Origin of the sequence: Rhizobium sp. AC44/96 (assembly GCF_001692185.1) — a bacterium.
Taxonomy (GTDB): domain Bacteria; phylum Pseudomonadota; class Alphaproteobacteria; order Rhizobiales; family Rhizobiaceae; genus Rhizobium.
Genome location: NZ_LXKO01000014.1, coordinates 409,377 through 428,813, shown reverse-complemented (window position 1 = coordinate 428,813; position 19,437 = coordinate 409,377). Strand labels below are relative to the sequence as shown.

The following is a 19,437-nucleotide window of genomic DNA, read 5'->3' as shown; positions in this document are numbered from 1 at the left end:
CCATCGTCCGCTACAGTCGGACGACACTGATCGGGAAGTTCGCGAGGGCAGCTCGCAATCATGTGCGCGGCTTCAGGTTCTCGGGGTCGTAGATCGGCTTGTAGCCGACGGCGACCACTTCGACCGGATAGGTCTCTGCGAAATATTCGACATTCAGCTTGCGGCCGAATCTCGCGCTGGTCAGCGACCGCTACCCCGGACAAGAGCCAGGTCCACGTCCTGTCGAAGTACTCCGAAACCGCAGTGCTCGACGCGAACTCTTCACGCCCCATCATCGCCGCGCCGGCTTGCATCCGTCAGCAAGCAAGCCGCGATCCCAATTCAACCGAGGACTACCCGTGAAGAAGTCTGTAATTCTTTCTGCCGTGTTTGCGGCTGCGCTTCCCCTGCTCGCTCACGCCGAGAGCATTTCTTTTCCAAGCGATGCACCAATTGCGTCCGTAACAATTCCGGATAGTTGGGGTCCGGAGGAAACCGAAACCGGCATCCAGGCGACCTCTGACGACAACGCTATCTACTTCTCCATCGACATCGCAGACGAAAAATCCACGGACAAGGTCATAAGTGACGCAGTCGACTTTCTGACAAAAAACGGCGTGACCATCGACCAGAAGACGCAAAAGGACGCGGGCAACTCTGAGATAAACGGCATGGAGTTCACCGCGCTGGATTGGGACGGCAAGGACGAAGACGGCCCTGTGTCCGTCGGTCTCGGCTTTCTATCGCCCAAGCGCGGCAAGATGCTTGTCATCACATACTGGGGCACCAAAGGCGATGAAGACAAGCACGACGAGGAAGTTGCAAAGATCGTTCACTCGCTGAAGCCCGCGAGCTGAGCTATTCCCGGAGCCCATATTGCGCATAAGGCAGTATGTGCTTCGCAGGCGCGCAGTTCGGCCGGTGGGAGAGCGGGATCTCTTCTGCTCTCCCACCGGCGCCACCCGCCCCTACACGCGCCATTTGAACTGACCGACACTTTGCAGCCGGCTATCGGTGACCACCATTCCGCCCTGGCAATCCGCACAAAAACCGCAACCGTTCAGGGAGCGCGCACGCGGTATCAAACTGGAAAGCGAAGCCCGAGCAAATCGTGAGCATGGCCCCCTTCCAATCCTACTTTACGGCCGCTGCAAGTTCCCCTCCGTCGCTGCGTGCGTTTCGGTGTGGCGGGCGGCGGCAATAACGCGACGCTTCCCACGGATCGCATGCCATTGCTGGTCGATCAGGACGCCAATGAGGATGACCCCTCCCATGACGGCGAAATTCAGCGACGATGGAATGCCCAGCAGATTGACGAGGTTCTGCAACTCCTGGAGAAGGACGGTGCCAAGCACGACGCCAACGATCGATCCCTCTCCACCTCGCAGTGAAAAGCCGCCAAGCACAGCTGCCGCGATCGCGTAGAGCTCGTAGAACTGCCCGTGGCTCGCCGGCGAGATCGAGCGCGTGTACATTGCGAAATAGATCGCTGACAGTGCTGTAAGAAATCCGCAGATAACATAGGCCGAGATGATCATGCGATCGGTGCGAATCCCGGAATAGCGGGCCGCTTCCTCGTTCTTGCCGATCGCGTAGAGATATCGTCCGAAGACGGAGCGATGCAAGACCACCCACATAATCGCTGCGATAACGACAAGCGCGATGAATGTGTTGGGGATGCCATAGAACCGTCCCGCAGTGAGAAACTCCAGATCGGGGAAATTCTGACCAAAAGCAAAGCCTGCGGTCCCGTCGGCGGTATAAAACCGCGCTGCTCCGCGGTATATCAGCAGGCCGCAGAGAGTGACGACGAAAGGCTGGAGGTTAAGTCGTGTAATCAGCCAGCCATGAACAGTCCCGATGATTGCTCCCAACAGCAGGATCAGAGGAAGGGCCAGCATCCAGGACATTTCCTGAACTGCGATGAAATCGACGAACAACACTCCGAGGAGTGCGACGAGCGAGCCAACGGAGAGTTCTATCCCGCCGGTTATGATGACGAAGGCCTGGCCAATCGACAGGATGCCGAACAGCCCAATCAAGTTGGCGGTGTTCGCCAGATTGATCGGCAGGAGAAAGCGCGGATTGATGATTGCCACCACGATGCCAACGACGACGATCAGCAGCAGCAGTCCAAAATCTTTCTTCGTCATTCGCGACCCACTCCCCTAAAGACATTTATTTGCCATCGCGACTATTTCAGACTTTTGCCGACAGCCAGTAACAGGACGCTTTCCTGACTGAACTCGGGTTCCTCAAGCATTCCTGCGATCTGGCCTTCGTGCATGACGGCTATTCGATCAGAAACCCCCATCACCTCTTCCATGTCACTGGAGATCATGAGGACGGCGACGCCGGCATCGGCGAGAGCGCGCATGAGTCCGTAGATTTCATTCTTCGCGCCGATATCGATACCACGTGTCGGCTCGTCGAAAATCATCACTTTCGGGTGCATCGACAACCATTTGGCAAGCACCACCTTTTGCTGGTTGCCGCCCGACAATGTGCCGGTACGGGTCGATACGGAAGGCGCCTTGATGACCAAACGAACCCGCTGCTGTTCCGCTACCGCCGCTTCTTCATCGGACGAGAGCAGGAAGCGGCTGGCGTATTTGCGAAGATTGGCAAGTGTTATGTTTTGGGCGATCGGAAAATCAAGAAGAATGCCGCTGCGCTTGCGATCCTCGGGCGCGAGAAATATTCCATGAGCGACGGCATCGCGCGCGCAACGAATCGAAATTTCCCGGCCGTCCTGCAAGATAGTTCCGCCGTAGCTCCGATCCACTCCGAAGAGCACCCTTGCAAGCTCGCTGCGGCCTGATCCGACAAGGCCAGCTAGGCCGAGGATTTCGCCGTATCTGATTTCGAGATCAACGGGCCGGCTCGGATAGGCCCCCGTTCGAACGGCGCTCGCTTTCAATGCTACCGCGCCTGGCGAACGGTTTGGTTTGGCGACGCGGGCGGCAGCAAGCGTCCGGCCGATCATGAGTTTGACCATCTGGTCGTGGTCGACGTCCTGCCTGGCCAACGCGCCCGCGACGGCTCCATCCCTTAATACGATCACTCGATCCGCGACGCGCTCGACCTCGTGCAGTCGATGCGAGATGAAAATGACGCTTATGCCATCTGCCCTGAGCGATCTGATAATGCTTAAAAGCCGTTCGGTCTCTGCCAAGGGAAGACTTGACGTGGGCTCGTCAAAGATGACCAGTCGCGCGTTGATGGATAGTGCCTTGGCAATTTCCACCATCTGCTGCTCGGCAAGCGAAAGTGTTGCAACAGCCGTGTCAGGCGAAAAGTGAGCCCCCACGCGCTTGAGAAGTGGCTCCACCATGTCTCTTAGCCGTTCGCGATCAACAAGCTTCAGAGGGCCCGCTTTGAGCGGTTCTCGACCCAGGAAAATGTTTGCAGCCACGTCGAGGTTTTCAAACAGATTGAGTTCCTGGTGGACGAACGCGATGCCGGACGAGATGCTTGTTTCAACCGTGAGAGAACGCAGCTCTGAACCATCGAGCACAATCGTTCCCCGGTCTGGAGCGATCACGCCGCCGAGGATCTTCATCAGTGTCGACTTTCCAGCACCATTCTCGCCGACTAGGCCGATCACCTCACCGGGCACAATGTCGATCGAAAGACCGTCCAGCGCAACGACGCCCGGATAGGTTTTGCCAACATCCGAGAGCGAAAGGAAGGGCTTGGCGTGCGCATTCGATGACGCAATGTCCGAACTCTGGTTCATCGTCTATCCATGGCTACAGATGCTATCGGAATGAAGGCACTCATCGCGGCGACGGCAAATACCGCCGCCGCGATGGCGATTACTTTCCGGCCATGGCCTTCAGGTTGGCTGCGTACTTGTCAACATCATCCTTGCCGATGATCACGGTTGGAATGATGATCAAGCCATTGGCAGGAACCCCGGACTTGTCGCCCTTCAGGTAGGACGCCATCAGCTTCATTCCTTGGTAGGCCCATTCGAACGGCTGCTGTACGACGGTTGCCGCAATGGTACCTTCCTTGACGCCTCCAAGTGTGATCGGATCGTCATCGAAGCCGACGACGGTGATTTGGCCGAGCTTGCCGGCGTCACGCAGCGCCTCGTAGATCCGCGGCGTATTGTATGAATAGAAGCCGACCATGCAGGTGACGTCGGGGCTTGCGACAAGCGCATCTTCGACGTTCTTCTTGGCGCGCGTCTGGTCGATATCATCACCGCGGACATCCGTCAGTTCGATCTTTGTGCCTTTCAGGCCATCCTTCATGCCCTGGATTCGCTCCTTGGCATTGTCAGCACCGGGAAGGCCGACAAAGCCGATGCATTTGCCGCCGTCGGGCATTGCTTTCTTGGCTATTTCGGCAGCTTGCTTGCCGGCATCGATATTCGATGAACCGATATACGCCACGCGGTTGGTCTGCGGCGCATCGCTATCGGTGGTAAAAAGAGCGGTCTGCGAGCCGATCTTGTTCAATCCGTCCGTCTGAGTTTTCGGGTCGACGGCCGAAACCATGACGCCCTTGACACCGGCACTGACCAAATCTTCCATCAGTCGCTGCTGGACGGCGACGGATGCCTGCTCGGGATATTTCAGTTCCATGTTATAGTCGGGCAGTTCGGCCTGTGCCTTCTTCACGCCCGCCTCGGCGGCTTTCCAGAAGTCCGACGCTCCATTGACGACGAACGCGAGGGTTGGCTTGTCGGCGGCATGAGATACCGCGATCGGCGCGGCGCTCAGCATCAAGCCGGCGAAGAACAAGGCGGCATTGCGTTTCAGCTGCTTCATCATATTCCTCCCAGGGCCGCAATTGCGAGGGCCCGATCGCCTTGCGGTCGGCCAGATGCTTGGGCCCCCTCCAAGGGCCTTCGCCAGGCGACAAGGTCGCATAAGCTCCGATCGCCCCGCAACGGTATAGAAGAATTCCAATTAGTAAATAGTATTATCAATTCTAGTGAAAATAATTTCATCAGTCGTGTGAGGAGCTATTCAACAGTATTTAAAACTCTGCTTTATTTCAGTACCTAAGTTAGGTTACGATCTTCGTCCCGGCAGGAATGCACTGATAATATTAATTACCAACCAAGCCCGGCGGTCGCTCTGCCAGCCAGCCTAAACAGAGTCGTCAGATGATAAAAACCAAGACGTCAGAACTGATCGACCCTGCCGGGCAAAAGAACGAGCGCAAGCAGAAAAAGCCTCGGCTTGGGGAGCGCGTGACGATGATGGACATTGCCACTGCGGCGGGTTGCTCGCAGGCTGCGGTCTCCTTCGTTCTTAACAATACGCCCGGCACCCGCATTTCTCAGCAGACCCGCGACCGGGTAATCGATGCGGCACGTACCCTCGGCTATGTGGGAACGACCTATACGATGGGGCCGACCTATTCCGGATCGGACAACATCATTGGATTCGCCGTCGACCAACTGGCCACCAGCCCCGAAGCCGTCGTTGCCATCGAAGGCGCACGACAGGCATCCTGGAAGACTGGCAATGTGTTGCTTGTTACGCAGACCTTGAGTGATCCCTTCATGGAGCCAAGAGCCATTAGGGCATTAACGAACGGCGGCATATCGGCGCTCATTTACATGACCATCTATACCCGGGAAGTGGAACTCCCTTCCTATATCTATGAGCTCAACATCCCTACGGTCCTCCTCAATTGCTACACGGCGGACTACGCATTTCCCGCAGTCGTGCCCAGTGAGATTGCTGGTGGTCAGAACGCTACCCGGCACCTGATCGCGCACAAGCATCGTCGGGTCGCGACCATAACAGGCGAGATCTGGATGCAGGCTGCGCAGGATCGGCTTACCGGATACCGACGCGCGCTCGCGACGGCGGATATTCCATTCGATCCGGAACTGGTCGTCGAAGGAGACTGGTCCGCAAGTGCAGGCTACGCCGCCACCAAGAAACTCCTTGCGTTGAGCGAGCCTCCGACGGCAATTTTCTGCCAGAACGACCGCACGGCAGTGGGGTGCTACGAAGCCCTGAAGGATGCGGGCCTTCATATCCCCGAGGACATGTCGGTCATGGGCTATGACGACGAAGAAATCTCGCGACACCTGGTCCCCCCGCTGACAACGTCGGTCCTCCCGCACCTCGCCATGGGACAATGGGCGATCGAACATCTCCATCCCGAACGCCTTCCTGAGAAACGGCGCTATCCAATCACCAAGCTCGAATGTTCACTTGTCAAACGGCAGTCCGTCGCGCCACCGCGGGCTCGCAAGCGGTGACGCGCGTAGCTCCAGCCCGGCAAGACGGCTTTGTCCGGAATTCGGGAAATCTGTTCCGCGGATCGCAGCAGCCTTGGCATTCCCGGTGGGTACGCTATCGGCGTACGGCGTCATCCGAAGCACGACTATTGGCCTGTACTCGCCAGCCGCAGGGCAGGTAATCGATTCCTGCCGTTCTTTAGATTGCGCTAATCGTCTATATCGCCGCGTCCAGACACAAAGGAGCACAATGACCAAGAAGTTGAAGTCGTTGGAAGCGACAAGGGACTCCGTCTTGACTGCCCGTCCGTTCAAGGGGGTTTTCATGTACATTGCCGTCACCGCTTCGGTTACTGCCTGGTCTGTGACGGAAATACATAAAGTCCCAGCACCAACGGACGAACACATCGCTACAGTCGTTCACTGAGGTCTCTCGAAGGCGAGATTTAGAGACCTTTTCTACGATCCCCAGAGATAGCGGCGCTGCCCATTCGACGCAGGACTGTGTTGTATTACCAGCATAGGTGTGGCCTTGTCGCCGCCACTTTCGATTGCCATCTGATGACCACGGACAAGTCACTGTCCCTGAATGTCTCCACAATAACAAAGAACTCGCCAGCGACGCTGACAGCATCGTTGTGGCGGGACCATGGATGGCAACGATGACCGCAAGAACATTGAACGAGATGACGCCGGCCCAGCGATCGGACATGATGCTGCTAGTCGCACAAGCCTTGGAAAACGTCGCCGAGGAGGCCGATGTGCACGGCGATTATCAGTCGGCACAAAACGCCACCTATCTGGCACTCTCGATCCGAGGCTGTGGAACGGGAGTGGCGGCCGAGACAATCAAAGCGGTCGAAATTCTGTTGGAACAAGGGATTAGCTACGTCGCCAGCGTCTCCGAGCGGCTCGAACAAGTGCATTCGCCCACGCATGTAAACGTGGATTTTGAGTGCGTAGAGGAGGAACCTCTAACTCTACATTGATCGCCACCGTGCATGATCGAGCGCCAAGAGGCCGACACGGCAATCGCCTCCCAACCAAAAACCGCCTTCAGCTACCCGGCTTTCCTCTCCTTAGGCGTTGAATATTGTTCGCGGAGTGCCGATCTCAGTTCGAGGTGAACCTCTTCGGTGCCGCCGCTTTGATCCAGGAATTGGTCCCTTACAAAACGATCATCAATATCACGTCGATGGGCGGCAAAATCTACCCGCCATGCTTGGTATCATGCATCCAAACATGCGCTGGGAGTGTCGGACTGCCTTCCTTCGCCTGGAGCTGCACCAGTTTGGCATCAATGTCGTGGTGGTGGAGCCGGTCCTTATCCAGACCGCGTTCGGCAGCGTTTTCGAAGGCCCGATGATAACGTTCTCAGGGAGCACTGCCTACAGCCGGATGGCGAAGAACGTCTCCAGCGACTTCGGACAGTTAAAAGGCCGGCGGCGGCTCGTCGCCGCAGGTAATCGCGGACGTGGTTTCCAAGGCCGTGAGGGCACGTCGTCCCAGGAGCCGCTACGTGGCTGGGAAGTTTGCCAGCATGATGATCAATACCCGCAAATGGCTTGGCGATCGTACGTTCGACCGTTTGGTCCTCTTGGCCGTTCGCTGGCTGGTGCGATGCGAACGCTTCGCGCACCGGTCGCCAGCGTTCGCCATCCAAGGCGTAGACCGAAGATATCCCATGACTTCTCTTGATCACGGACGTCGGCTTTGCCTGGTTGGGATGACCGATTTGAGGCCGGAGGCGGACCGGTAATTTCAGGCGCGGATTTTCAAAAGGAGACTCGATTAGGCGTGGACATCGGCGGCCGCGTTGGACGGCCGGAACATCTCAGAGCAGTCATTGCGTAGGGCTACAACATCTGCTGCGTCCCCATGAGCCATGGTCAACTCGAGCTCAACCAGGGTTGCTCTGAGGAGCGGCTGAAACTTCTTTCTTGCCCTCTGTCTCCCTGTTATCCTGAAGTTAGGAGACAGCGCCATGAGCGAGAACCGAAAGCTGGCTGCAATCCTGGCCGCGGACGTGGTTGGGTACAGTCGGCTTGCCGGCGCCGACGAAGAACTCACCCTGGCGAGGTTGCGCACGCTGCGCAGCGATCTCATCGATCCGACGATTGCCGTGCACAATGGCCGGGTAGTGAAGCGCACCGGCGATGGTGCGCTGGTAGAATTCCGCAGCGTGGTGGACGCTGTGCGCTGTGCCATTGAAGTGCAGAACGCTATGGTGGAGCGCAATCAGGGGGTCGCGCAGGACCGTCGCATTGAGTTCCGGATCGGTATTCATTTGGGCGACGTCGTCGAGGAAAGCGACGGCGATCTGATGGGCGACGGCGTCAACATCGCCTCGCGATTGGAGGGCGTCGCCGCGGCGGGAGCGATCTGCCTGTCCGAGGATGCCTATCGCCAGGTCAAGGCGAGGCTCGACCTCTCGGTCAGCGACCTCGGCAGCAAACAGCTCAAGAACATTGCCGAGCCGATCCGGGTGTATTCGCTGCAAGTTGGCAGCGCAGGGACCAAATCAGCTGCGGCCTCGGAAATCACGACGGGCCAACCGGCCACGCCAGCGTCGCCCAAGCTCTCGATCGCCGTGTTGCCCTTCGCCAATATGAGCGGTGACGCTGAACAGGAATACTTCGCCGACGGCATCTCGGAAGACATCATCACGGCGCTATCAAAGCTGTCGCAGCTCTTTGTCATCGCTCGCAATTCGTCGTTCACTTTCAAGGGCAAAAACGTCCAGGTGCAGGAGGTGGCCACGAAGCTCGGCGTGCGACATGTACTGGAGGGCAGCGTACGCAAATCGGGGAACAAGGTCCGCATCACCGCGCAACTCATCGACGCGATCACCGGCGGGCACTTATGGGCGGAACGATTCGATCGCGACCTTACCGACATATTCGCGGTTCAGGACGATGTCACGCAGCAGATCGTCGGAGCGCTCGCGGTCAACCTGACAGAGGGTGACCGGCAAAAACTCACGCCGGGGCAGACCCGGCACCCCGAGGCGTACGACTGCTTCTTGCGTGGGCGGGAGCTGTGGCATCGGCTGACGAAGCAAACGAACAGCGACGCCCGCGACCTTTTGCAACGTGCCGTCGAACTGGAACCGAACTTCGCCTCGGCGCACGCCTTCCTCGCCCTCACCCACGGGCTCGACTACTTGAATCGGTGGAGCGCGTTGCCGCAGCGCTCGATGGAGCAAGCCGAGGAGGCTGCGACGCTGGCGGTCGCGCGGGATGACAACGATCCCGTGGCGCACTGGTCGCTGAGTGTAGTCAACCTGTACTTGCGACATCACGATGGCGCCATCAGTGAGGCCGAGCGTGCGATCGTCCTCAATCCGAACTTCGCCGAAGGGCAGGTCAGCCTTGGCGAGGCACTTATCTATTCAGGCAGGGCCGAGGAGGCACTCGCCTATTTCGATCGGGCGAGGGTTCTGAACCCGTACTTTCCGGATGTCGTTCTTCACTTTCAGGCCTGGGCTCTGTTTCAACTGGCAAGGTACGAAGAGGCCGTCGAACTGTTGCTGCAGCGCGTGAGTCGCAACCCCGTCACCGATGTCTCGCGCGCGCTTCTGGCCGCCTGTTACGGACACCTCGGCCTTTTCGAAGCGGCCCGCGCGACATGGCAGGAGGTGCTGCGCGTCAATCCCGACTACTCCTTGGAATACCGTCGCAAAGTCCTCCCCTTCAAGGACCCCGCCGATTTCGATCGTGTCATGGAGGGGTTGCGAAAGGCCGGTGTTGTGCAATGACGGTGATTGATGTCCGATCTTGAATCTGTTGCCACCATTTGCACATTGGACGAGCAATAGCACGTGCCGACGTAACGATGACCTCCGGCGTGGCTGCTTTCAGGGCGATGCGAGGTGTTCCTCTCCCACATGAGGGCGCGTAACCGCCGGTCAGCCCTAACCGTCGCGGGGTGGGAGCCATGATTGGTGCGATCCAATTGGCAGTGAGCGGCATTAAGTCTGAGCAACGACTACAACCAACCTTGAACGATGAACTGAGCCGACGGTGGCCAGATTAGCCACCAAGCCATGAAGGCGACCTTCTTGCCGGCGGTAAGCATAGGCGAGCTGACGCCCAACGTATTGCTGTCGACCATCCTCACGTCTCGGGCTAGAAGGACCGAAACCATAGCTGCCGGTGCTGCCCCGAGCGTCGGTTGCGTGGCGTCGTCATCGAGCCAGTTTGGGCTATCTTTGTCCGCTGGCTGGCTGACCGTGCCGGGGCCACAAAATGAACAATCGATACGGGCGGATTACGGAAATGACGGAAACTCCATCCGAGGTGGAACTGGTGGGTGCCCCGATCTTGGAAGGATGGCTGCTAGAGCAACCTTCCGACAGTAAGCCGTGGTTGTACGGTTGGTTCATTGGCCACCCCGAAATCGAGGACGGCGATCACGGCCATACCTCCGCGCTGGTTGCGATGGATACGAGCAATCCCCCTACGTGGGCGAGGACCGAAAATCGCCTCTATCGTCTAGGCACATGGTATCCCCCGGCCGAACGCGAAATCCGCTACTGGTCGCAGAAGCTGCGCCGGAGGCACCGCATGCCATTGGGAGATGCGCCAGGTGGCGGCAATGACGTCGAAGAAATGATCGCGTTCATCCAATCGGAAAAACCGTTTCACGAGCAAAAGCTTGCCCGCATGGTGAGTGCCTATCGCGCAGAGCAGGAGCGCCAACCCTAGAGGAGTGCGCTTGTTCGGACGCTTGAAGTGCGACAGCAAAAGCTTCGAATTGCTCTATTGCCATTGTTGCCGCCATTCAAGGGCAGGTGATTGGCAACTGGTTCGCTGGTATTCAGTGCCCAGAATTTGGCCCTAGTGGGACTGGAAACGGCGGACGTTTCGTGCACCGTTCCCGTCGTCTCGACTATTTCTGGATGCAGGTGTCGACGGTATCCTTAGTGCACTCGTCGAGCCCTGTGAAAACAGGGTCGTCGACTGGCTTGTCGGCGATCAGATCCATCATCACTGATGGCGCCTTGTAGCCCATTTCGAACGGCCGCTGCCCGACAAGTGCGGTTACGAGACCTTCCCTGGCAATCGCGACTTCATCGCCGATCGTGTCGGCAGCACCGATCACGAACTCGTTCTTGGCGATCTTGTCGGCTATCGGCTTGAACAGATCGCGATAGGGCTGCGGCGCACCAAACAGCGGCCAACCGCCCATAATCCCGAAAGCATCGAGATCCTTGTTGGCCGCGAGAATGTCAGTCATCGCCTGAACACCCTTGGCGCCGTCGTCATTAGTGAAGACCGGGCAACCGGCAACTTCCGTCCACCCGCCCTCGCCTTTGAGCTCGGTCAGGCCTTTCTGACCGGTCAGGGTGTCACGCATCCCCTGAGCACGACGCAAAATGTTGTCGGCGCCAGGGTTGCCTTCGATCGTGCATATCTTGCCACCCTTCGGCTTCGCTTTCTTGATGTACTCACCGATGCGCGCGCCCATCAGATAGTTGTCGGTGCCGAGATAGGTCTTGCGCAGTGCAGAGTCTTCTGCCGCAAGGTCGGCGTCGAGCGTCATGACAGGTACCTTCGGGCTTGCCGTCTTGAGCGTCTGAGCGATCAACTTGGCATTCGAGGGAGAAATGGCGATCGCCGCCGTTTCCGCCTTGCCCAGCACGTCCTGAACGATTTGCGCTTCGCCGGCTTCATCGGAAGTCGATGCCGGACCCGTGTAGAAGCACTCGAATTCGGAATCAGGATTCTCCTTGTTCCACTTCTGGCAACCCTGGTTGATCGCCTCGAAGAACGGGTTGTCGAGACCTTTCACGACGATGACCAACTGTTTCTTGGCCGCCAGCGCTTGTCCGGCCGTCAGCGCCAGCACCGCAACGGTAAGCAATAATGCTTTCCTCATAGCTTCCTCCCATTGAAAATTGACGGACGCCATCGCCCGCCACATGATCAACCCGGATACCAGACGATGCGAGGATCCTCCTCCGAACGCATATACCCCCAGGCCGAGTCGATTAGCATTTCCAGATCGTAGACGGGCCGCCACCCAAGCAGGTACTTCGCCTTGCTGTTGTCCATCCAATTCGAATGAAACAGGCTCGGGATGTCGACCGACGCCAGGCCGCGCGTGTGCGCCAGGTAAGCGGCAACCTCGCCGTAGTCGACAGGGCGGTCCATGCAGATGTTGAACAACTGGCCCTCGGCACGCGGATTGTCGAGCGCGGCCAGGATCGCGGACACGAGGTCGTCGACGTGAACAATATTGCGTTTGAGCGGTCTCTCGTCGGCGTCACGCAACAACGGGATCGTCCCATCCCGCGCATAGCGCGCCGCGTCCGCCTGCGGAACGAGCGTCTTCCAGTCAGGGCCGCCGAAAACATCGTTACCGAACGACAAGGTGAACCTGAAATCGTCCTTCTCCATAATCCAGGGTGCACGCAGGCAGCAGCCATTGATGCCATACTGAATCTGGAACTGCTCCAGCATTACCTCTTCCAGCACCTTCGACAGCGCATAGCAGCCTGGATATGCCTGGTGAGGCGTCGCCTCAGTGATCGGCGCTTCATGACGATAGAAAAAATGCCCGATCCCGGCATCGCCGCCGATGAGAATGAACTGTCGCGCGGTGGCGCTCGTCCTGAAGCCTTCGAGAAGCCAGAACAATCCCTTGACGGTAACGTCCATGACATCTTGAGGTATTTCCTTGCATGTCGCGAGATGCACGACATGCGTGACGCCAGCAAGCGCCTTTGTCACCGCTTCGCGATCGCTGATCGAGCCGCGTACGGCTTCGACGCGCTCGGTTTCTAAGCACAAGCGATTATGACAAAGCGCGCGAATGCGCGCCTTCGAAAATCGCGGATCGTCGAGCAGCCTAGCAATAAAGTGCTGCCCGACCTTGCCCGTTGCACCCGTGACAAGGATCAGCATGCTCTCCTCCATGAACAGCTAATATACAGACACTTTTGCACGTCAATGAAATTGTACTACAAAACCAATAATTGTAGCGCACGCACTAAATTAGAGACATCAGATTGACGGTTTCACACGGTTCTGGGTAAATGTCGGAAGCGCTCGCGGGGAGGAAACTGGCGAGCGAAATAGCGGCTCACACGGGTCGCCCGCTTTGGGAGGCTAGACGCCTGGTGGCAGTTCTCGAGCTCGCCAACATCTCTAAACATTTCGGCGCCATACAGGCGGTCAATGACGTTTCGTTTTCGCTTGAACCGGGAGAGGTCGTCGGATTGATGGGCGACAACGGCGCCGGCAAATCGACGCTCGTTAAAATGATCGCAGGGAACTTCCGCCCAAGCCACGGAACGATGCGGCTAGACGGTGAGGACCTCGTTATGCACCGGCCGGTGGACGCCCGGCAGCGGGGCATCGAGATCGTCCACCAGGACCTGGCTCTCTGCAACAATCTTACGGCTGCCGCCAATGTATTCCTTGGCCGCGAGATCCGCCGCGGTTTCGGCCCGTTACGCATTCTCGACTACAAGACGATGTACAAACGCGCGGGCGAGATCTTCAAGGAGCTGAAATCCGAGACGCGGCCACGCGATCTGGTGAAACAGATGTCGGGCGGCCAGCGGCAGGCTGTCGCAATCGCCCGCACCATGCTGGCCGAGGCAAAGCTGGTCCTCATGGACGAGCCGACAGCCGCCATTTCCGTTCGTCAGGTTGCTGAGGTTCTCGCCCTTATCCGTCAACTGCGTGATCGCGGCATCGCCGTCATTCTGATCAGTCACCGCATGCCTGATGTGTTCTCGGTTGCTGACCGCGTAGTCGTCATGCGGCGCGGGCGCAAGGTTGCCGACAAGCAGATCGCCGCGAGTTCGCCGGAGGAAGTCACGGGCCTCATAACAGGCGCAATCGAACAGGTCTGAGAAACCCGGGACCAAACGTGAGCGAAGGTCGACCATGGCAATAACCCTCGATCAGACGATAGCACAGAAGCAACGCAGCTGGTTCTCGTCCGTATTTGCGAGCCAGACCTTCTGGGTCCTCATTGCGGTCATCCTCGCCTGCATATTCCTGTCCTTCGCCACCAGTTCCTTCGCCACCCCAACCAACCTTTACAATATCACCCGCAACGTCACCTTCATCGCAATCATCGCCCTCGGCATGACGCTGGTCATCATCACCGGAGGCATCGACCTGTCGGTCGGTTCGGTGCTTTGCCTCTGCAGCATGGTGCTGGCGGTGACCATGCATGCCGGATACGGCATCGGAACGGGCATTGCCGCATCGATCGGCACAGCCTTGGTCGTGGGCGCTTTCAACGGTATTTTGATTGCCTACCTCGGGTTCCCGCCCTTCGTTGTCACACTCGGCATGCTCTCCATTGCCCGCAGCCTCGCGATGGTCGCCTCGAACAACACCGTTGTCTTCCAGTTTGGACCGGATCACGACAAGCTGCTGGCGCTCGGCGGCGGAGCATGGCTTTTCGGCATCGCCAATCCGGTGCTGTATATGGCTGCGCTGGCACTGTTGACCGGCTTTGTGCTGCGCTGGACGCGATTTGGACGCTACGTCTTCGCCATCGGTGGAAACGAGCACGCCGCGACGCTGACGGGCGTCCCCGTCAGGAAGATCAAGGTCGTGGTCTACATGGTCTCGGCGCTTTCGGCGGGCGTGGCCGGCATCATCCAGACCGGCTGGCTCGGCGCCGTGACCACGAACATTGGGGCCGGCATGGAGCTCCAGGTTATCGCCGCAGCTGTCATCGGTGGCGCCAATCTGGCCGGCGGCGTCGGCACCGCGTTTGGTGCCATCGTTGGTGCCGCCTTGATCGAGGTCATCCGCAACAGCCTTGGCCTGCTCGGCATTAACGCCTTCTGGCAAGGCACCTTCATCGGCGCGGCGATTGTTCTGGCCGTTCTATTCGACCGATTGAGAAACCTGGGACGCAGCGATTAGTAACGGGCTATGGGGCGGTCAGTTGGTTACCCCGAAAATCGGTCCCACCAGAGGATTTTGATCCGCCTTTTCTGCCCTCGCAAGCTCGTCGATCGATTGGTTTGCCGGTGTCTGGCCAACGACAGCAGCCAGTCTTGATGGGATATGAACCTTAGATCGCTAGGTAACTCTAGCCTTCCAAATCCCGCGAGACCGCGTAGTCGAGGCGTCTGGAGGCCATGAGCACCGACCAGCCCGTCGCAACCAGGTTGTGACATTTGAGCGACAAAAGCGAGGAATGTCGCAATGGCAAGCGCAATATCTTGACTCATTTAGTAATGTTTTTATTGATGCGCCCGAAGGCGACATGCCTTTCGGCAGCGCAACGTGCTGCCCTGAAATCTTTAGTCTTGCGTCAGCGAACAGCCGGCGCCTCTGCTTGCCGGGGAAGGGTACGCAATGTCATTTTCTTTCAAACACGCTCGCAAGCATTGCGGCCTTCTAAACTCCACGATGCTCGTTGCATCCGTCGCTGCAACCGTACTGAACGCGGGCACAGCCGTTGCTCAGGACAGCAACAGCACGGAACTGGAGAAAATCACCGTCAGCAGCGAAAACTCGAATCCCCAGTCGATCAGCGAGGACAACGCAACGGTCGTTCCCCGACTCACGGTATCGGCCACAAAGACTGATACGCCTCTGGTCGAGATTCCGCGCGCCATATCTGTTGTTACCCGCGCGGAAATGGACGAGCGCGCCGTCACCGACATGATCCAGGCGGCCCGCTACGCCTCGGGCGTCACCACCGGCGCCTTCGGTTACGACCCGAGATTCGACCAGATCTACATCCGAGGTATCGAGACAACGACCACCGGCGACTTCCGCGATGGTCTGCGCCAGCCGATCATGAACTACGGCTCGTTCATGACGGAAGTCTACACGCTGGATCGCATCGAAGTCCTGAAGGGTCCGGTATCGGTGATGTACGGTGCGGCGAGCGCCGCCGGTATTGTGAACCGCATCTCAAAGATGCCGCTCGAGGAAGAACATCACGAGGTCGAACTGCAATACGGCACCATTGGCCGCAAGCAGGCTGCTTTCGATTTTGGCGGGCCGATCAACGACGAGATCAACTATCGTCTGGTCGGGTTGGCCCGTGAAGGCGAAGGAAGCTACGACATCGCCGACGACCGCTATCTCCTGCAGCCGTCCGCCACCTGGAAGCCGGACGAGAACACAACCTTCACCGTCTATGGATTGGCGCAGAAGAGCGAGACAGCTGCAAGCGCCTGGAGCTACCTGCAGGGCGATGACGTCTTCCTCTACACCGACCCGGACTTCAACAGCCAGAAAGTCGAGCAATATCAGCTCGGCTATCAGCTGGAGCACAAGTTCGACAACGGCCTGACCTTCCGCCAGAATGCCCGCGCAGGCGAATCGGATCTGAAGGCGCATTACCTCGACCGCGTCAACGTCAACGCAGACGGCAGCTGGCCGACCACGGCAGTGACGGAGGACATGCGCAGCTATCAGATCGACAACCAGCTCGAGGGTGAGTTCGATACCGGCGACGTCTCCCACACGGTGCTCACGGGCCTTGACTACACCTGGGTCTCGTCCGACTTCGCCATGGGTAGCAGCAGCGTCGCGGCCAATACGCCCGGCGCCAGCGTTCCGGTTCCCGCGCTCACCTACTTCACGGGCAGCAGTCTTAACCAGACCGGCATCTATGCCCAGGATCAGATGGAACTTGGCAATTGGCGCGCCGTTGCCGGCCTTCGCTATGACTGGGCACACCAGGAATCCACCGCAAAGGGTACCGGCGGCTCGACCAGCGTGAAGGATGATGGCGTCCTTTCCGGCCAAGTGGGGCTGCTCTATCTGTTCGACAACGGCATCGCACCTTATGTCAGCTACGGTACTTCGTTCGTCCCATCGACTGCGCTTGCAGAAAACGGTTCGGTTCTGGATCCGACCAAAGGACGCCAGATCGAAGCTGGCGTGAAGTACCAGCCCGAAGGTGAGAACTATTCTCTAACCGGTGCCGTCTATCGGTTGGTCGAAACGGGCAAGCCCCAATATGACTCAAGCTTCCTGTTTTCCGAGAATTCAGGGGAGAACACCTACACGGGATTCGAGCTTGAAGGACGCACCCAGTTCGACAACGGCATCAGCCTGATTGCCGCCTACACCTATGCCCATGCCGAAATCACCGGCAATAACGACCCGACATTGATCGGAAATGCGCCCTCGACGGTACCACGCCATGTCGCCTCGTTGTGGGTGAACTATGAGATGCCGGAGACCTCTGCCATACCTGGGCTCAGCTTCGGTGGCGGCATTCGCGCGATGAGCAACTCCTTCACCAGCGATGCGAACACCGCAAGGAACCCCGGCGCCGCCTACTTCGATGCGGTCGTGTCCTATGATTTTGGCGTCCAGTCCCCCGATCTTAAGGGGCTGTCGCTTTCGGTAAGCGCGACCAACCTCGCGGACCGGCGCGAGCAGGTCTGCACCGATGGCTATTGCTATACCGGCCAGGGTCGCACGGTCATGGGCGCGCTGAAGTACAAGTGGTAACGAGCCTTGCAGCCACTTGCCGATCGATGGGGCGAAAAGCGATGAACACGACTGAAGAAGCTTGCGCCTTGCCGGGAACAGTTCAATTTGAACTGGAACCGATGGATGGAGGTGAGCCCTATCGCATCCTGCTCTTCATACCAAAAGGAGAGCCGCCCGCCGGCGGCTGGCCTCTTTTGGTCACGACCGACGGCAATGCGACATTCCCTTTTGCTTTTGCCAGCACCGTGACACAAGCACCCTATCCGACTGGAACCAACGTCGACTGGGGTGTCGTTGCCGCGATCGGTTATCCCACCGACGAACCCTATGATGCCTTCCGCAGGGCTTGGGACCTTGGACCGCCGCCGATCAAATCCTATCCGCCCTATTTCGAGGGCGGGCCTCCAGTTCGCATCGGCGGGACCGGCCAACTCGTCGACTTTATCGAGTACCGGCTCTTTCCACGGCTTGACGCAATGACGCGGATCGATCCAACGCGCCGATCGCTGTTCGGGCATTCTTTCGGCGGGCTTTTTACGCTTTATGCTCTCTTCGAACGCCCGGCGCTTTTCACCAACTGGATTGCCGCCAGTCCGACAATCTACTGGGAGGAAAGCGAAATCCTGAACAATGAGGCGCGCCGGCAACCGATTACTGGCTCCGCGGTCTTTCTTCATCTGTCAGCCGGCGAGTATGAAGGCGACGAGCTTGCTCCCTTCCAATATCGCAACGAGGATGCTGCATCCCGTAGCGAGAAAAGGAAGATCGAACGCACCGTTGCATTGGCGCAGGAAATGGCAGATCGGCTGCATGATCCTGCGACCGGCATTCGCACGCAATTCGAGCTCTTTGCAGGACAGACTCACATGTCCGTGCTCGGACCAGCCGTCAATCGCGCCGTGGGTATTGCGTTTGAAACGGCTGGCGCGGGCCGCTGACCACCTCCGGACCCGATAGCCGACGTCCAAATCTAAAGGAAACACTTTGACCGCGCCAAAGCCCGAGCAAGAGATGTCCGAAGCGACAAAAGCCTTTGAAGTCAGCAGCGTTGGGCTTTCGATCCAGGGCAACACGATCCTGTCCAATGTCAGTCTCGAATTCCCGGCAGGCGAAGTGGTGGCCCTGGTTGGCCACAACGGATCGGGCAAGTCGAGTCTGTTAAAGATCCTTGCGCGCCAACTCTCGCCCACATCAGGAGCCGTCGTCTGCGGCGACCGTGAACTCAGAGATTATGGCGACCGCGACTTCGCGCGAGCGGTCGCCTATTTGCCACAAGATCTCGGCACGGGCCTGGAGATGACGGTTCGCGAACTTGTCGGTTGCGGGCGCTATCCATGGCATGGCGCGCTCGGTCGTTTTTCCGAGACCGACAGGCACAAGGTCGATGCAGCCCTTGCGGCAACACACATAGAAATGCTCGCGGATCGCGTGGTTGGTACGCTGTCCGGCGGCGAGCGGCAACGCGCCTGGATTGCGATGCTGGTCGCTCAGGATGCCCGCTGTCTGTTACTCGACGAACCCACCGCCGCACTCGATGTCGCCCACCAGATTGAGGTGCTTTCCCTCGTTCGTCGGTTGGCACATGAAGGCGGCAGGAGCGTGGTGATCGTCCTTCACGATATCAACATGGCGGCACGCTTCTGCGATCGGATCCACGCACTGAACCGCGGTCAGGTCGTTGCCAGCGGCACGCCGGCCACAATACTCGTGCCTGACACTTTGCACGACATTTATGGGATCGACATGAACGTTATCTCCGCGCCCAATTTGAACCACCCCCTCGCCTATGCCTGCTAAGCCGAGAGA

Annotated in this window: 15 protein-coding genes and 1 pseudogene; 10 read left to right on the top strand and 6 right to left on the bottom strand. The window is 58.4% G+C overall.

Annotated features, from left to right (window positions below):
- Nucleotides 1–58: 58 nt before the first annotated feature.
- Nucleotides 59–166: pseudogene (locus tag A6U87_RS30660) on the bottom strand (aminomethyl transferase family protein); the annotation flags it as partial.
- A gap of 172 nt (nt 167–338) precedes the next feature.
- Between A6U87_RS30660 and A6U87_RS14610 the strand changes: the two are divergent.
- Nucleotides 339–836 carry a histidine kinase gene (locus A6U87_RS14610; protein ID WP_065691967.1) on the top strand — a complete coding sequence of 166 codons (498 nt, stop codon included), beginning with the start codon at nt 339–341 and terminating at the stop codon, nt 834–836.
- Between the two features lie 282 nt (nt 837–1,118).
- Here A6U87_RS14610 and A6U87_RS14605 read toward each other — a convergent pair whose 3' ends face one another.
- From A6U87_RS14605 to A6U87_RS14595, 3 genes are all read right to left on the bottom strand, one after another.
- On the bottom strand, nt 1,119–2,132 hold the full coding sequence (locus A6U87_RS14605; RefSeq protein WP_065691966.1) for an ABC transporter permease: 1,014 nt from the start codon (nt 2,130–2,132) through the stop codon (nt 1,119–1,121).
- A 41-nt stretch (nt 2,133–2,173) separates the two neighbouring features.
- Entirely contained in the window at nt 2,174–3,718 is a 1,545-nt protein-coding gene (locus tag A6U87_RS14600; protein WP_065691965.1) for a sugar ABC transporter ATP-binding protein, read from the bottom strand.
- A gap of 79 nt (nt 3,719–3,797) precedes the next feature.
- Entirely contained in the window at nt 3,798–4,760 is a 963-nt protein-coding gene (locus tag A6U87_RS14595; protein ID WP_065691964.1) for a sugar-binding protein, read from the bottom strand.
- A gap of 434 nt (nt 4,761–5,194) precedes the next feature.
- On the opposite strand from A6U87_RS14595, the gene A6U87_RS14590 reads away from it, so the two are divergent.
- From A6U87_RS14590 to A6U87_RS14565, 4 genes are all read left to right on the top strand, one after another.
- Nucleotides 5,195–6,214, top strand: coding sequence for a LacI family DNA-binding transcriptional regulator (locus A6U87_RS14590; RefSeq protein ID WP_244499511.1), 1,020 nt, complete (start codon nt 5,195–5,197; stop codon nt 6,212–6,214).
- A 641-nt stretch (nt 6,215–6,855) separates the two neighbouring features.
- Nucleotides 6,856–7,182 carry a hypothetical protein gene (locus tag A6U87_RS14585; RefSeq protein ID WP_065691962.1) on the top strand — a complete coding sequence of 109 codons (327 nt, stop codon included), beginning with the start codon at nt 6,856–6,858 and terminating at the stop codon, nt 7,180–7,182.
- Nucleotides 7,183–8,177: 995 nt separating this feature from the next.
- Nucleotides 8,178–9,950: an adenylate/guanylate cyclase domain-containing protein gene (locus tag A6U87_RS14570; protein ID WP_065691959.1), complete on the top strand. Its 1,773-nt coding sequence runs from the start codon at nt 8,178–8,180 to the stop codon at nt 9,948–9,950.
- A gap of 490 nt (nt 9,951–10,440) precedes the next feature.
- The gene (locus A6U87_RS14565; RefSeq protein ID WP_141683953.1) at nt 10,441–10,899 is read left to right on the top strand and encodes a DUF6634 family protein; all 459 of its coding nucleotides are present in this window, start codon (nt 10,441–10,443) and stop codon (nt 10,897–10,899) included.
- 184 nt (nt 10,900–11,083) lie between these two features.
- On the opposite strand, the gene A6U87_RS14560 is transcribed toward A6U87_RS14565, so the two are convergent.
- Both A6U87_RS14560 and A6U87_RS14555 read right to left on the bottom strand, forming a co-directional pair.
- Nucleotides 11,084–12,073, bottom strand: a complete 990-nt coding sequence (locus A6U87_RS14560; protein WP_065692230.1) for a substrate-binding domain-containing protein — start codon at nt 12,071–12,073, stop codon at nt 11,084–11,086.
- A 47-nt stretch (nt 12,074–12,120) separates the two neighbouring features.
- A complete protein-coding gene (locus A6U87_RS14555) occupies nt 12,121–13,101 on the bottom strand; it encodes an NAD(P)-dependent oxidoreductase (RefSeq protein ID WP_065691957.1) in 981 nt (326 codons plus the stop codon).
- 131 nt (nt 13,102–13,232) lie between these two features.
- On the opposite strand from A6U87_RS14555, the gene A6U87_RS14550 reads away from it, so the two are divergent.
- The 5 genes from A6U87_RS14550 to A6U87_RS14530 all read left to right on the top strand — a co-directional run bounded on the left by A6U87_RS14550 (nt 13,233) and on the right by A6U87_RS14530 (nt 19,428).
- Nucleotides 13,233–14,057, top strand: coding sequence for an ATP-binding cassette domain-containing protein (locus A6U87_RS14550; RefSeq protein ID WP_244499498.1), 825 nt, complete (start codon nt 13,233–13,235; stop codon nt 14,055–14,057).
- Nucleotides 14,058–14,091: 34 nt separating this feature from the next.
- The gene (locus tag A6U87_RS14545) at nt 14,092–15,090 is read left to right on the top strand and encodes an ABC transporter permease (RefSeq protein WP_065691956.1); all 999 of its coding nucleotides are present in this window, start codon (nt 14,092–14,094) and stop codon (nt 15,088–15,090) included.
- Between the two features lie 438 nt (nt 15,091–15,528).
- Nucleotides 15,529–17,649 carry a TonB-dependent siderophore receptor gene (locus A6U87_RS14540; RefSeq protein ID WP_065691955.1) on the top strand — a complete coding sequence of 707 codons (2,121 nt, stop codon included), beginning with the start codon at nt 15,529–15,531 and terminating at the stop codon, nt 17,647–17,649.
- A gap of 41 nt (nt 17,650–17,690) precedes the next feature.
- Complete coding sequence (locus A6U87_RS14535; protein ID WP_065691954.1) at nt 17,691–18,569, top strand: alpha/beta hydrolase; 879 nt, start codon at nt 17,691–17,693, stop codon at nt 18,567–18,569.
- Between the two features lie 73 nt (nt 18,570–18,642).
- Entirely contained in the window at nt 18,643–19,428 is a 786-nt protein-coding gene (locus tag A6U87_RS14530; protein WP_065691953.1) for an ABC transporter ATP-binding protein, read from the top strand.
- Nucleotides 19,429–19,437 lie beyond the last annotated feature (9 nt).